Origin of the sequence: Slackia sp. CM382 (assembly GCF_000293015.1) — a bacterium.
In the GTDB taxonomy this organism is placed as follows: Bacteria; Actinomycetota; Coriobacteriia; order Coriobacteriales; family Eggerthellaceae; genus Slackia; species Slackia exigua.
The window spans coordinates 1-14,223 of record NZ_ALNO01000011.1 but is presented as its reverse complement, the minus strand read 5'-3'; the positions used below and the strand labels follow the sequence as shown (position 1 = coordinate 14,223).

Here is a 14,223-nt window from a genome sequence, read left to right as displayed (position 1 = left end):
CGCAATGAGAAAGACCATACCGTCACTGCGCCAGAAGGGGATTCTGGCCCTCGCATGCGCTGCCATGCTGGGCGCCGCCCTCTTCATCGCGCTTCCGGCACCCGCATGGGCGGATGCCGGCACCTGGACGATTTCCAAATCGAAGGCGGCAACGTGGGTCGACGAGGGCAAGACCGCCCGCGTCACGCTCCAGCTACCGAGCTCCGAGGCCAAGCTTTCATCCGACATCGTGTTCGTCGTGGACAATTCAAGCTGCGGAGACGACGCCATCAACGACGCCAAGGCGACGCTTGACAAGCTCGTCGCCGAAGTGGCGGGCGCCGACCAGGTGAAGGTGGGCGTCGTGTCGTTCAGGGGCGACGGCCATGTGGAAAAGGATCTCTCGGAGCTGAACGCCGGCAACGTCGATGCGTTCAAGGGAGCCATCGCAGGGGGCTACACGGGCGATCTGAAATCCGGCACGAACATGCAGGACGGCCTCGCCAAAGCCAAAGCCATGCTTGATGCGGATACGGATACGCCCGCGAGCCGCAAGCATGTCATCTTGGTGAGCGATGGCCTGACGCGCCTGTTCACGGCCGAAGACGGCATGGTCAAGGACATCTACTACCAGTATTCGTACACCGATCCGACGTCTCAGCAGGCCGCAAGCGAGATCGATCCGAAGAACTTCGTGTACTTCGGCATGATCGACGAATGGCGCCAGGCGCGCACGCCTGGCTCAGCCACCTATGCCATGCCCTACGGCGACTGGGATACCTACTATGCCCACCTCGTCGAATGGGTTGCGAACGACGGCAATACGTATGCGCGCGACTTCAAGACCTACGGCAACGATGCCACGAGCATGGTGAAAGATCCCGCGACGGGCGCCATCACCGATCCAAGCTTCGCCTTCATCGAGCACGGCACCCAGGCCGACCATGCCATGGCGCCTGACCGTGCGGTTTATGAAGCCTACACCGTATGGCAGGCTCTGAAGGGCGAAGGCTACGCCTGCTACGCCGTGCGCACAGGCGACGATTCCGACTTCTCCGTCAAGTTCATGAACCAGCTCAACGGAGGCATGCCGCTCGACTTCACGCAGATCGCCAACAACATCCTGTATGCCTGCGGCGCCGGGTCGAAGATCACCGACTCCATGGGCAAGGGCGAAAGCTACGATTTCGACTTCGTCCCCGGAACGGCAACGGTCAGCGTCGGCGACGAGCAGCTCGAAGCCACGAAAGAGGGCGAGAACGCCTGGAGCTTCCATAGCACGGGATCCCCGAATGCACGTTTCACCCTGATGTACGATGCGGATGCGGACGCCTACGAGTTCACCGCGCACGAGCCGATCTCCAACTTCGCGCCCGTGAAGCTGACGTACGACGTCGCGTTGGCCAAGGCTCCGACCGAGCCGGGCGACTACGAGCTTGCCACCAACACCAAGGCGACGCTTTTGCCCGTCAATTCCGCGGGCGTTCAGGGTGCAGCGGAAGACTTCGATATTCCGAAGCTGGCGTATACCGCCAAGGCTCCGAGCGATCCGAAGACGCCTGAAAAGAAGCCTGAGGCGAAATCCCCCGCCCCCACGACTCAAACCGCAACCAAGACCACGTCTAGCGGAACGATGCCTCGGACGGGCGATCCGATGAGCTCCCTGCCGTTCGTCGCGACGGCGCTCATCGCCGCAGCGGCCATCGGCACGGCTGCAGGTACAAGGGCGCTGAAGAAGCATTAGATTCGCGCTCGCTGACGCACAGGGGAAACACCATCGACGGCCGCTTCGCACCGAGGCGGCCGTCGATTTTTCTGCAATCTCCGAAGGTGCCCTTACGTAAATGCCCTTAGAGGCGATGAGCGGGAGAAGCCCCTGATTGCCCCTGGTAGTGGCTGCCGAGGCCCGCGCTACCGTACGGACGTTCGACCGGCGAGGTCATGCGTTCGAACGACATCTGGCCGATGCGCATGCCCGGATGCAGGACGATGGGAAGCGTGGCCACGTTGGAAAGCTCGAGCGTGATCTCCCCTTCCCAACCGGGATCGACGTAACCGGCCGTCGAGTGGATCATGAGGCCGAGACGCCCAAGCGACGATTTCCCTTCAAGCTTGCCCAGAATATCATCGGGCACGGCGATGCGTTCGAGCGTGGTGCCGAGCGCGAACTGCCCCGGCTGCAGGATGAACGTACCGCCAGGGGCGACGTCTATGGATTCGGTGAGGCCCGGCTGGTCGGTCAGGGGATCGATGAACGCATGCGACGAATTGCGGAAGATGCGGAAATTCGACCCGAGGCGCACGTCGACGGATGCAGGCTGGATATTGTCCTCGACCAGCGGTTCGATGACGATGCGGCCCTTGCTCATCTGGTCTTTGATATCGCGGTCCGAAAGAACCATGGCGTTCCCTTCTGGTATGCGCCGTCCCGAGAAGCGTCGAGGACGGCTTTTGATTGCGCTGCAACAGGTCGCCCGCCGTTTCACGCTTCGCCTCGCGTCATCGTCCCGAGAAGTGCCGAAGACGGTTTCTGATTGCATCCCGATTCTACCAGCATGGAACACATGCGGCCTGCATCACCGCAAAGAGCCCGCATGCGGGCGTTGGAACCAACGAGACCCTGCCCGACGCCGCACTCGTCGCAAAGGGTCCGCATGCGGGAGGCTGAACCGATCGGCGCATCGGAAAAGCGGTCCGACCACGCTTCATCGGCCGTCTCTGCCGGAATGATTCTTCCGCTCGAAGTACTCGATGGTGACGATCTTGGTCTGGAACGTCCCTTCGGAGACGACGTCGCCCGCATCGTCGCGCGCCGTCACGCGCCAGGTCTGCCTGCGAGCGCCCGGGGCGTACTCCTCCTCATCCAGAAATTCGGCGACGCCGTGCAGCACACCGCGCTTCCCCGGCTTTCGATGCCGGATATCGGCCCTGGTGCCGAAGCTCATTTCGTAGGTGAAATCGGCCCGCTCGTCAGCTCCCATGCTCGCCGCGGTCTCGAGCAGCGAAAGCGTTGCGCCCCCATGCAGGAATCCGTGCGGCTGAAACAGAGTGGGAACGATATCCATCTCGAGCTCGACCCGGTCCTTCGAGACCGCGACTTTACGTATGCCCAAGGCATCTTCGAACAGCATGAGGATCTTCCCCCTCTCTACCGGCACAGCTCCCAGAACGCGACGGCCGATGCCGCAGCGACGTTCAGGCTGTCGACGTGATGCGCCATCGGGATCCGCACCGTGTAATCGCATCCCTCGATCGTGCGGGCCGTCAAGCCGTCGCCCTCGGTGCCGAACACGAGCGCGAGCCTTTCGCACGCTGCAAGCCGTGCGTCATCGAGCGGGATGGAATCGTCCGAAAGCGCCATGGCGGCCGTGACGTATCCCAGGCGATGCAGTTCCTCGAGCCCGGCGCGCGGCCAATCATGCGCGTCATTGCCGATGCGCGTCCATGGAACCTGAAACACCGTTCCCATGGATACGCGCACCGATCGGCGATACAGAGGATCGCAGCACGTCGGAGCAACGAGCACGGCATCCACGCCGAGAGCGGCGGCCGAGCGGAAGATTGCCCCGACGTTCGTGTGGTCGACGATGCCTTCGAGCACGGCGATCCTGCGCGCGCCGCCGGGACGAACGCCCGCCAACAGCTCTTCGACGCTCGGCAGCTTCGGGCGTCGCATGGCGCAGAGGATGCCGCGCGTGAGCGCGAAGCCGGTCAAGCGCTTCAGCTCCTCGACGGGAGCCACGAACACGGACGTGCATGCCGAGGGCCCTTCCGCACCATCGCCCCCGCACGAAGCCGCCCGCGCCGAAACGCCTCCGCCCGAAACGCCGCCACGCAAGGTCGGCGCAGGCTTCGAAGCTTTCTGGATGCGCGCGACGGTCGGGGCCGCCGCATCCAGCCATTCGGGCGTCATCAGGACCGAAACGGGAACCATGCCCGCATCCAATGCGCGATCGATCACTTTGATGCTCTCGGCGATGAAGACGCCTTTCTCAGGTTCGAGCTTGTTGCGGAGCTGGACCTCGGTCAGACGCGCGAACACATCGAGGCGCGGATCGTCGAGGGTTTCGACCCATGCATAGGGAGCGCCCAGCGCCGAAACGCGCACCCGCGCAGCCGCGTCCTCCTTAAGATCGCGCCCTTTCATCGCCCAGACCGTTCCTAGTTCTTGAACGAATGCACCGGCGCCGGGATGCGGCCGCCGCGATTGACGAACGCCTCGCAGCTCTTCGTGTTGACGGGGATGATGGGCGCGTACCCCAATAGGCCGCCGAACTCGGCGACGTCGCCGACGCCTTTTCCGACGACGGGAATGACGCGCACCGCAGTCGTCTTCTGGTTGATCATGCCGATGGCCGCCTCGTCGGCGATGATGCCGGCGATGGTCGCAGGCGTCGTGTCGCCAGGGATCGCGATCATGTCCAGGCCGACACTGCAAACGCAGGTCATAGCCTCGAGTTTTTCGATGGTCAGGCAGCCCGATGCCGCGGCGTCGATCATGTTCTTGTCCTCGGACACGGGAATGAAGGCGCCGGAAAGACCGCCGACATAGCTCGACGCCATGATGCCGCCTTTTTTGACCTGATCGTTCAACAGCGCGAGGGCCGCCGTGGTGCCGGGAGCGCCCACCTGTTCGAGACCTATCTCCTCGAGAATTTCCCCGACGCTGTCGCCCACCGCCGGGGTCGGCGCGAGCGAGAGATCGATGATGCCGAACGGCACGCCGAGACGACGGCTCGCCTCCTGGGCCACGAGCTGACCGACGCGCGTCACCTTGAACGCCGTGCGCTTGATGGTTTCGCACAGCACCTCGAAGCTTTCGCCGCGCGCGGACTCGAGCGCGCGCTTCACCACGCCAGGACCCGAAACGCCCACGTTGATGACGACGTCGCCCTCGGTCACGCCGTGGAAGGCGCCGGCCATAAAGGGATTGTCGTCGGGAGCGTTGCAGAATACGACGAGCTTCGCGCAGCCGAGGCCGTCGCGTTCGGCCGTGGCCTCGGCGGTCTGCTTGACGATATCGCCCATGAGGCGCACGGCGTCCATGTCGATGCCCGTCTTCGTGGAGCCGACGTTGACGCTCGAGCATACGAAGTCGGTTTCGGCGAGCGCCTGGGGGATCGAGCGGATCAGCAGCTCATCGGATTTCGTCATGCTTTTGCTGACCAGAGCGGAATATCCGCCGAGAAAGTTGACGCCCGCAGCCTTTGCCGCATCATCGAGGGCGTGGCACAGCCGCACGTAGTCCTCCGGCGCCTTGCAGACGCGCGCGCCGACGAGCGAGACGGGCGTGACGGATATGCGCTTGTTCACGATAGGGATGCCGTAATCTCGTTCGATAGCACGACCGGTCGAGACGAGGTCCTTCGCACAGGCGGTCACTTTACCGTAGATGGCCTGGGCGAGTTCTTCGACGGTGTCGCCCGCGCAATCGAGCAGGCTGATGCCCATCGTGATGGTTCGAACGTCGAGCTTCTCCTGCTCGATCATCTGATTGGTCTCATGGACCTCGGTGATATTCAGCATGAACGTTCCTTCTCGGTTGGCGGGGATGATGCACGAAGACGGAACCGCCCTCGGATGACGGCACCTCGCGCATGGGAGGCCGGGCGGCGCTTGCTGCGCGCGGCTAGATGCGATGCATCTTGGTGAAGATCTCCTCGCGCTGGCAGCGGATGCGTACGCCGATTTCTTCACCCAAGCCCTCAAGGTCTTCAACGATGCTCGAGAATTCGACATCGGCATCGGTCACGTCGACGACCATCATCATGTTGAAGAAACCGTCGAGGATGGTCTGGGAGATGTCGAGCACGTTCACGCGATGATCCGCCAGATACGTGCATACGCGGGCGATGATGCCGACGGCATCCTTTCCGACGACGGTGACGACGGCTTTGTTCATAGATGCTGCCTTTCTCGATTGATGCGCCTTGATCGACTCAGTATAGACGCGTGCAGGCGCAAGGTGCACCGCGTGATGGCTTCGGCAATCGCCACCGAGCAACGGCAGATGCCGACTGCCGTGGGTATGGTCGCGCAGCATAAACGCAAAGAGCCTCGCGGCCGCATTGCTCGGCGGCGAGACGAAGCATGCTCGACAAGCCAAGTCTTCCTTATGCCACATCTCATAGATTCGTTCGAGCGATTCGACCCCGATACACGGAAGGAGGCCGCCGATTCCTCGGCAGCCTCCTTCGATTAGGCGATCGGCGGTACGACTACGATGCCGACTAGTCCTTCATGGGCTCCATGGCGCTATAGCCGAAGAGGTTCTTGTACTGGGAAACCAGATACAGGCACATGAGGGTGGAGAGAATCGCGGCAGCGAGCAGCAGCACCATCATGATCCAAACGGCGCTCGCCTCTCCGACGGCGGTGGTCATGGAACCGACGATGAAGGGAAGGAACACGGAGGCGAAGCCCATGAACGTGTAGTACATTCCGACGTTGCGGCCACGAGGACCGGGAACGATGAGCTGACGCAGGGTGACGCCGGTCTGGAGCATGCCGCCCGCGGCAGAGAAGCCGAGCACGGCGATGCCGAAGTAGACGGCACCGGCACCGATGCCGAGCGGAAGCGCCAGGATCACGACGGCCAGAGCCACAGAGGCGAGGATCGAGTCGATCAGGATGACCTTGAGCGGATTCCAGCGAAGCTTGCCCATCATGAAGGCCCAGAAGAGAACCGCAATGATGGAACCGGCGGTGTAGATGGACGTCAAACCGGCAGCGGCGACGGGATCAAGACCGAGGTTCGTGATGCCGAACTGCTTGGAGTACTGCTGGGCGCCGTACATGATGAACATGATCACGAAGCCGAAGAACAGGGTGATGAAGTTCTCAAGACCGTTAGGCGTGCGGAGCATGGCGTCCTTCGCGGCCTGAATCTCGGCCTCGGCGGCGTTCTTGGATTTGCTGTCATCGACGACGCTCTGCTTGCGCTCGTCGTCATACACGAACGGGGTAAGGGCGGCGAAGACGACGCAGATGACCGACATGACGATCGGGATGATGATGTTGATATGCCAGGAGTCGCCGGCGTTCCAGGCGGCAAGCAGAGGATACGCGATGCCGGAAACGGAGATGACCGCCTTGATGCCGATGGTGGAAGAACCGGCATACTTGGGATTGGCCTCGGCAATCGCCGGATACAGCGCTCCATCCCAGAAGCCGGACGTGGCGACGCCGGAAAGGAAGCCCGCTACGCATGCGACGGTGACGTTGGTGCTCACGAGCATGATGGCGAAGCAGGCGACATACATGACGGCACCGAGGACGGCAGGGATCTTGCGGCCGATACGGTCGGAAATCTCGCCACCGATCCAAACGCTGACGAATTTGCCGACGCCCGTCCAGGTGATCGCCATCGCGACCGCCGCGGCGCCGGCCGTGGCGTCCGTGAAGCCCCACTGCGTGTAGAAATTAACTTGATTCTGGCTGAAGATGATAGCCTGCACGCCATGCGTCAAATAGCACATATATACGGTGGCGATGGCAAACATATACTTCGTTGCCCTCTGAACTGCGCTCACGGCATTCCTCCTAATCGATTTGACCTTCTTGCAAGCCGTACCGAACCCCATGGTTGGCATTCGCTGCAATTACGCAGGACAACCGCATCAAATACCAACCTGGTCTCATGATATGAGGTGGCTGCAATGAGCGCCAATAGGATTGGATGTCGGTATTTCGTCGAATTGATTGACTTTATTTATGTAAATTTATAGGTGACTTTCGGGAGGACATTTGAATGAGCGGCTTCCCGCGGCGTCCTGGCGAACGTCATTTATCGGTTCGCGTCGATGCGAGGAGGTTCTTTCTCGTATTTCATCTGCGTGGCAAGCTCGATGAAATGTTCGACCGTGGGACTGCGGTAGATCCCCTTCTTGTATACAAGATATACCGTATGGAACCCGTCCGGAACCTCTTCGACAGGCCTGACGGTCAGCTCGTCGAACAGCGAGGCGCCGACCGTATCGAGGCTTAAGCCGATGGAATTCTCTCCTGCCGCAACGATAGAGGCGAGGGTGATCTCATCGTCGCACCGTTCGCTCGGCACGACGTCGTGCGTTTCGAGCAGGGATTTGACCTCTCCGCCCAAGGACGTATCTTCGCGATACGTGACAAGGGAGCGGCCGTCGAAATCATCGAAGGACAGCATGCGCTTTTCCGCGAGGGGATTGTCCTTGCGAATGATGGCGACGAGGTTCTGACGAAGCACGGGCACGAATGCAAGATGATCCTTGCCGTCGACGAATGCGGTGAAGGCGACGTCGTACGCATCCGCTTCCAAGCCTTCGATCAGGCTTCTGGTCAATCCTTGATAGAGGTCGATAAGAGGACCTGAACCGAACTTTGCACGAAACTCCCTGATCAACTGAGGAATATAGCAGTCTTGGATCGTATAGATGGTTCCGACGGATACCGTGCCGCTGTATTGTCCGATCTGTTCCTTGAGAATATCGCTGCCCTCGTGAAGGGCATTCAGGGCTTTGGTCGCGTACTTATTGAACTCCTTGCCGTATTTCGTCAGGCGGACGTTTCTTCCGCTCTTCTCGAAGAGCGGGACCCCGAGCTCCTCTTCAAGCCGGGCAATGGAATTCGAGAGCGTGGGTTGCGTGATATACAGCTGTTCAGCGGCCTTCGTATAATGCTGCAGCTCTGCGAGCTTGCAGAAATATTGAAGCTGGGAGATATTCAAAAGAACCCCTTTCGCTCCACCGCGCCGAACGCGCCCGCACCCATGGCTCGGGAACATGCAAGGCAAGGCTATATTTCATGGATTATATCGTTTGCATTATGGATAGGGTGCGAATGCCGCTGTCCAGACCTATGATATCTGGTCAATTTCGGCATTCTGATGAAAAACGACGAGGAGCCCTCCCTGCTCGGGAGGGCTCCTCGTCCTCAAAGGATCGCGCAATCGCAGGGTGAATGCACGCGACGGTTCACCCAACCTGCCCCGAATGGTTACTTGCCCTGAAGAACCGCAAGCTTGACGGGTCCGCACACGGAGCCATCGGCCATTGCCGCATCGATTTCTTCTTTGGTGTACCCGAGCTCGACCATGACCTCCTCGGTAGAAGAACCCATCATTCCGGTAGGTTCAAGCTCGGCGGTCTCGTTCAGCTCGAACTGGACGGGCACGGTCGGGCACCAGCGGCCGCCCTTGGGATAGGGGACCTGCTTGATGTATTCGTTCACGAGGGCGTTCTGATCCTCGTACACATCGAGCGGCGTCTGGGCAGGCTCGCACGGCATATCGTTCTTGCCGAACATATCGAGCAGCTCGTCGCGCGTGAACTGCGCGAATCCCTCATCGAGGATATCGGTGACCTCACCGGCAAGGCCCTTGCTGTTCACAGCCTGGACATCGGAATAATCGGGATGCTCGGCAAGGTCTTCGCGATGGATGAGCTTCATGACCCTCGGCCAGTCGCGATTGTATTCGGGAAGGCAGAGGACGACCCATTTGTCATCCTTGGAATGGAAGACGTTGTTGAGCGGATTGTTGACCTCGCGACGGCTCTTCGGATACTGATTGCCGTATTGCGCGGAAACCATGCCGGTAGAGAGCGCGTAAATCGCAGCATGCTCCAAGGCGCAGGTGACGTAATCGCCGGCACCGGTCTTCTCGCGACCGATAAGGGCGGCGAGGATGCCGGATGCGAGGAACATGGAGGCTTGGAAGTCGCCGTAGCCGTTGGTCGGGATCATAGGGGCGTCGCCCTTGTTCACCGTGGTTCCGAATACGCCGCCGCGACCCATGTAGCAGGTGACATCGAATCCGGCGTTATCCTTTTCAGGACCCTTCTTGCCGTAGCCGAGACCATGGCCCATGACGAGCCGAGGATACCGAGCATGCAGGCTCTCCCAGTCGAGGCCCATCTTCGCCAGAGACTTGGCGCGCATGTTGGTGATGAACACGTCGGCCTCGGCGAGCAGCTTATGCATAACCTCGAGTCCCTTTTCGGATTTGAGATTCAGGCTGATGAAACGCTTATGCATGTTCGCCATATCGAAGCCGAGATTCTCGTCGTCGTCGGCCGTCATGCCGAACACGACGGCCTGGTTCACACGGCCTGGATCGCCTTTGGCGGCCTCGATCTTGATGACGTCGGCGCCCCACTCGCCCAGAGCACGACCGGTGGTCGGCGTAGCCAGGAAGGTCGTGAGGTCGACGACCTTGATTCCCTCAAGAGGCTTGCTCATATCTTCTCCTTAGAACTGTGACGGGAACTGATGCATCCCGATGCAAAGGAGGAGGACCGACGAGACCGTCAGCCCTCCTCTGCGATTCCGTTCCAGACAAGACTTCCCGTGACGGATTAGAAGTTGTACTTGATCTGGCCGTCGAAGTCCTGGCATTGACGCGCGATAGTGATGCGCTGGACGCAGGGAGCGCCCTCTTCGAGCCACATGGCGCGGCAGTCGCGATACAGGCGCTCGGTCGGGCCGTAGGGGCTGTCCTCGAAGTAGCCGTCGCCGCCGAAGATCTCGAGCATCTCGTCGGAGACCAGCTTGACGGTGTCGATGGAGAAGAGCTTGCAGATAGCGGCCTTCTCGGTGACGTACTCGTTCGTCGGGTTGATGTCGTAGTCGCGCGCGAAGTCGTAGATGGCGGTGCGGAGGACATGGATCATCTTCTGCATCTCGGCGATCTTCTGCTTGATCATCTGACGGGTGGCGATCGGCTTGCCGAAGGTCACGCGGTCATTGGCGCGCTTAAGGGAGATCTCGAGCATGCGCTGGGCCATGCCGAGGTTGGAGCACGCGATGTGGACGCGAGAGACGGAAAGCGAATGGATGGCGATTTCCATGCCCTGGCCCTCTACGCCAAGCAGATACTTGGGATCAAGCTTGACGTTGGTGAACTTCAGGCCGGCATGGCCTGCGCCGCGGCAGCCCATCATGTGGGACATCGGGACGATTTCGAAGCCGGGAGCATCGTTCGGAACGACGAAGGCGGACAGGCGGTCGTCCTTCTCCTTGCTTTCGTCGGTGACGGCGATGACATAGGTGTAGTCAGAGCAGTCGGTGTGGCTGATCAGCCACTTCTCGCCGTTGAGGAGATAGGTGCCGTCGGCCTGCTTGATGGCGGTGGTGTGGATGTCGGCACCCGTGCCGCCGGTCTGCTCGGTCAGGGCGAAGTTGATATAGACGGACTTGTCCTGGAACTTGTCCATCAGCTGATCTTTAAGCTCCTTGGTGCCGTAATCATCGAGAATGCGCCAGTTGAGGTCGGCCGCATGATGGAGATGCATGCGCATTCCGCCAGGACCGCGGGAGAATTCTTCCTGCACACGCAGAATTTCGAGCTCGGAAAGATCCCATCCTCCGTATATGGAAGGCAGGTAGTAACGATACAGATCGTTCTTCTTGGCGAGTTCGTAGAACTCCTCCGGGAACGTGTTCGTGACCTCGATTTCCTTCTGCATCTCATCGAACGGGCCTTCGGCCAGCTCGCGAATCTGCTTCAGGTAAGCCTCGAACTGCTCATCGGAGATTTTCGCGTTGGGATTCATACATCCTCCTTTTGGTCACGCGACTTTTTTCTCGAGCTTGAATAGCTCTTACGGCGACTATTTTGTATTGGAACGATGGAAATATCCAATTGATGCTGTGAGCTGTTTTGCGAAAGAATCATTGAGATACGCAATGATTGCATAGAATTCCCTGTTCATGATCTATATTCCCGAAGAAGACGCCGGCATTGGGGTTGCCATTCTATCCAGAGGCATGCGCACGATTCCAAGATTGCCTATTGACAAATAGGCAATCATCCCTACCTTGCAGCGGAACTTGCACTCGATGCAAGGATCCTTGTCGCAGTATGCGAAGGCGTCTTCTTCTGCGAAGGCGAACACGATCGGAGAGCGTTTCTTCGGAAGGACGTATTTCAGCTGCATTCCCGTGAACGACTTCAACGCAACCCAATCGATCGAATAGGTTGCATCGTCTATGTCCCAGATGATCTTCAAGGCATTGTTGTTGAAGCTCCCCACGAACGCGTAATCGAGCTTCACGCCTTCCGGAAGATCGGCAAGGCTTAGAAACTCGCACGACGTATCCCGGGCTTCCTCGGAGGAATCGAAGAAACCCACGTACGCAGGCTCGGCGACGGGCGTGCGCGCATCCCCTGAGTACGCAGAGGGAAGCGCTCCGCTTACCCCGATGGCGATCGAGTCGTCAGATGCCTCGTAGAAAGGCAGGTCGTCTGGCGCGACGCGTGGTTTGAAGGTCGATCTCGACCGGGTGACGCTGTATTCGGTGCTTTTCACGTCATCATCCCCCTTCCTCCATCCTCTTCTTCAGCTCGGCAGCCAGAACATGCTTCCGCACCTTCCCCGTTGCCGTGTAGGGAAGGGAATCTATCGGCTCGAGCCTTTCCGGCCAAACGCGCTTAGGCACGTGATTGGACGCCAGGTAGGCCTTCACCTCATCGAGGCTCGGCAGCTCGCCCTGAGACACGACGAAGGTGCAGATTCTCTCGCCGAGCCGTTCGTCCGGCATCCCTATCGATACATGCTCCCCGATGCCAGGACACCCGTTGAGAAAGGAGTCCACCTCGTTCGAAGAGATATTCTCTCCTCCGCGGATGATGACATCCTTGATTCTTCCCGTGATGCGAATGCGTCCCTCGTCATCTTCAACGCACAAATCGCCGCTATAGAACCATCCATCGGCATCCAGCGCAGCGTCGGTCCGCGCAGGCTCATTAAGGTATCCGACGAATTGATGCGGCCCTCGAGAAGCCTCTTCCCCCTGAATGCCGAAGGGAACGGCTTTGCGTGAGCGGTCGACGACGCGAACCTCTATGCCCTCGTAAGGAATGCCTGACCACCGACCGTTCCATTCAAGGCATTTCTCGGGAGGAACGACGACATGAGGACAGCTTTCCGTCGAACCGTAGGATTCGCAGAGAAGGATCCCCTTTTCATAGGCACGCGAAATCAGCCACTGAGGCACAGGAGCCCCTCCGCACAGATAGAGACGCAGCGGATAGTCTCTGACGTTCCGTTCTTCAAGCAGTTTGAGAAGGTCGTAGATGAAGGGTGTCGCCCCATGCGACCAGGTGCATCCCTTGCTGCGAACGAAATCGAGCGCTTTGCACGGCGAATACTCCTGCTGCAACGCCACGCTGCTCCCAAGCAGGAACGCCGCTATGAGACCGTGATAGAAACCGGTCGCATGATTGAGCGGCGAGGGCATCCACATGCAATCCTGCGGCCTCAAATCGAGAACCGAAAGATATGCGCGTTCGGAAAACAAGATGTTGTTATGCGTATGCAAGACCATTTTCGGCGATCCCGTGGAACCGGAGGTGGCGAGAATGCATGCAACCTCATCGGACCTTGACTCGGCGGCCTTTTCGAAAGGCTGCTCTGCCACCAGCATATCGGAAAGCAGTTCCGCGCCATCGAATGCAGCCTTCGCCTTCGACTCGCGATCGATAAGCAGAATGCTCCGAATGGATGGGATGCCGTCTATGGCGCCGCAGCGTTCCGAGCAGCTCATGCCTTTGAACTCGGTAGGAGTGATGAACACGACCGGCGCAACGCGGTCGAGCAGTGCCAGGAGCGGCTTGCCATAGAGGTTAGCGTCCACGGGATGCATCACGGCACCGACTTTCAAGCACGCAAGGTAGATCACAGCGAACTCGACCCATTTAGGCACTTGGAAGCTGACGATGTCGCCATTGCGGACGCCTCGACGTTCAAGCCAGGTCGCAAGTTTGGAAGCGCGCAGATCGGTCTCGCCATAGGTAAGAAAACGCCCGCCGCCATCCTTCACGTAGATATTGTCCCGATGGGATTCGAGCCCCTCGTTCCAGACGTCGATCAGGGTCTTCGTTTGCCAATAGCCCTTTTCGTAATACAACCGCTTACGGGCTTCGTCAATTCGAAGATCGGTAATCATGCGACACCCTCCGTCTTCGCAACGAACCTGCGCCGATACGCATCGCGCTTTCTGCGTAAAGTGTAATACGCCCCTGATAGCGGTATATATTTCCTTTGTTCGAGGTCTTGCGTCGAACCTATTGAATCTTGCATTGGCAATGGTGGGAACGCGAAAGAGAAGCACCGATCCGAAACGGGAACGCAGAAGGCCCCGCACGAAGCGGGGCCTACGGTGCGCCGGAGCGCGCGGGCCGGAAGGAAGGCCGGCCGGGTAACGAGAAGGGCCCCGCGCATGGCGGGGCCCTCGGTGCGCCGGGGCGCGCGTGCGGGCGCGCTGGGCGAG

The 14,223-nt window shown here is 59.7% G+C and carries 12 protein-coding genes; 1 reads left to right on the top strand and 11 read right to left on the bottom strand.

From position 1 onward, the window contains the following. Positions 1-4: 4 nt before the first annotated feature. Entirely contained in the window at positions 5-1,723 is a 1,719-nt protein-coding gene (locus HMPREF1155_RS04395) for a vWA domain-containing protein (RefSeq protein ID WP_009077899.1), read from the top strand. A 106-nt stretch (positions 1,724-1,829) separates the two neighbouring features. Here HMPREF1155_RS04395 and dcd read toward each other — a convergent pair whose 3' ends face one another. The 11 genes from dcd to HMPREF1155_RS04335 form a co-directional block, all read right to left on the bottom strand. Then, positions 1,830-2,381, bottom strand: a complete 552-nt coding sequence (gene dcd, locus HMPREF1155_RS04390) for a dCTP deaminase (RefSeq protein ID WP_006363357.1) — start codon at positions 2,379-2,381, stop codon at positions 1,830-1,832. 303 nt (positions 2,382-2,684) lie between these two features. After that, complete coding sequence (locus tag HMPREF1155_RS04385) at positions 2,685-3,110, bottom strand: PaaI family thioesterase (RefSeq protein WP_009077919.1); 426 nt, start codon at positions 3,108-3,110, stop codon at positions 2,685-2,687. A gap of 17 nt (positions 3,111-3,127) precedes the next feature. Further along, the gene (locus tag HMPREF1155_RS04380; RefSeq protein ID WP_009077852.1) at positions 3,128-4,126 is read right to left on the bottom strand and encodes an RNA methyltransferase; all 999 of its coding nucleotides are present in this window, start codon (positions 4,124-4,126) and stop codon (positions 3,128-3,130) included. A 14-nt stretch (positions 4,127-4,140) separates the two neighbouring features. Continuing rightward, entirely contained in the window at positions 4,141-5,505 is a 1,365-nt protein-coding gene (locus tag HMPREF1155_RS04375) for a PFL family protein (protein ID WP_009077916.1), read from the bottom strand. 103 nt (positions 5,506-5,608) lie between these two features. Beyond that, positions 5,609-5,881 (bottom strand): ACT domain-containing protein, encoded by a 273-nt coding sequence (locus tag HMPREF1155_RS04370; RefSeq protein WP_009077734.1) that lies wholly within the window; start codon positions 5,879-5,881, stop codon positions 5,609-5,611. Between the two features lie 328 nt (positions 5,882-6,209). Then, entirely contained in the window at positions 6,210-7,481 is a 1,272-nt protein-coding gene (locus HMPREF1155_RS04360; protein ID WP_009077829.1) for an MFS transporter, read from the bottom strand. Positions 7,482-7,765: 284 nt separating this feature from the next. Further along, positions 7,766-8,680, bottom strand: a complete 915-nt coding sequence (locus tag HMPREF1155_RS04355; RefSeq protein ID WP_009078033.1) for a LysR family transcriptional regulator — start codon at positions 8,678-8,680, stop codon at positions 7,766-7,768. 269 nt (positions 8,681-8,949) lie between these two features. Beyond that, positions 8,950-10,191 (bottom strand): CaiB/BaiF CoA-transferase family protein, encoded by a 1,242-nt coding sequence (locus HMPREF1155_RS04350; RefSeq protein WP_009077897.1) that lies wholly within the window; start codon positions 10,189-10,191, stop codon positions 8,950-8,952. Positions 10,192-10,307: 116 nt separating this feature from the next. Then, positions 10,308-11,504, bottom strand: a complete 1,197-nt coding sequence (locus tag HMPREF1155_RS04345) for an acyl-CoA dehydrogenase family protein (protein ID WP_006363376.1) — start codon at positions 11,502-11,504, stop codon at positions 10,308-10,310. Positions 11,505-11,666: 162 nt separating this feature from the next. Then, complete coding sequence (locus tag HMPREF1155_RS04340) at positions 11,667-12,260, bottom strand: hypothetical protein (protein ID WP_009077940.1); 594 nt, start codon at positions 12,258-12,260, stop codon at positions 11,667-11,669. 4 nt (positions 12,261-12,264) lie between these two features. Then, positions 12,265-13,899 carry an AMP-binding protein gene (locus HMPREF1155_RS04335; protein ID WP_009078062.1) on the bottom strand — a complete coding sequence of 545 codons (1,635 nt, stop codon included), beginning with the start codon at positions 13,897-13,899 and terminating at the stop codon, positions 12,265-12,267. Positions 13,900-14,223: the final 324 nt, after the last annotated feature.

Coding starts and splice junctions, on each gene's coding strand:
- HMPREF1155_RS04380 (WP_009077852.1), bottom strand. CDS start 4,126: ATGAAAGGGCGCGATCTTAAGGAGGACGCGGCTGCGCGGGTGCGCGTT.
- HMPREF1155_RS04375 (WP_009077916.1), bottom strand. CDS start 5,505: ATGCTGAATATCACCGAGGTCCATGAGACCAATCAGATGATCGAGCAG.
- HMPREF1155_RS04395 (WP_009077899.1), top strand. CDS start 5: ATGAGAAAGACCATACCGTCACTGCGCCAGAAGGGGATTCTGGCCCTC.
- HMPREF1155_RS04345 (WP_006363376.1), bottom strand. CDS start 11,504: ATGAATCCCAACGCGAAAATCTCCGATGAGCAGTTCGAGGCTTACCTG.
- HMPREF1155_RS04385 (WP_009077919.1), bottom strand. CDS start 3,110: ATGCTGTTCGAAGATGCCTTGGGCATACGTAAAGTCGCGGTCTCGAAG.
- HMPREF1155_RS04370 (WP_009077734.1), bottom strand. CDS start 5,881: ATGAACAAAGCCGTCGTCACCGTCGTCGGAAAGGATGCCGTCGGCATC.
- HMPREF1155_RS04350 (WP_009077897.1), bottom strand. CDS start 10,191: ATGAGCAAGCCTCTTGAGGGAATCAAGGTCGTCGACCTCACGACCTTC.
- HMPREF1155_RS04335 (WP_009078062.1), bottom strand. CDS start 13,899: ATGATTACCGATCTTCGAATTGACGAAGCCCGTAAGCGGTTGTATTAC.
- HMPREF1155_RS04360 (WP_009077829.1), bottom strand. CDS start 7,481: ATGTTTGCCATCGCCACCGTATATATGTGCTATTTGACGCATGGCGTG.
- dcd (WP_006363357.1), bottom strand. CDS start 2,381: ATGGTTCTTTCGGACCGCGATATCAAAGACCAGATGAGCAAGGGCCGC.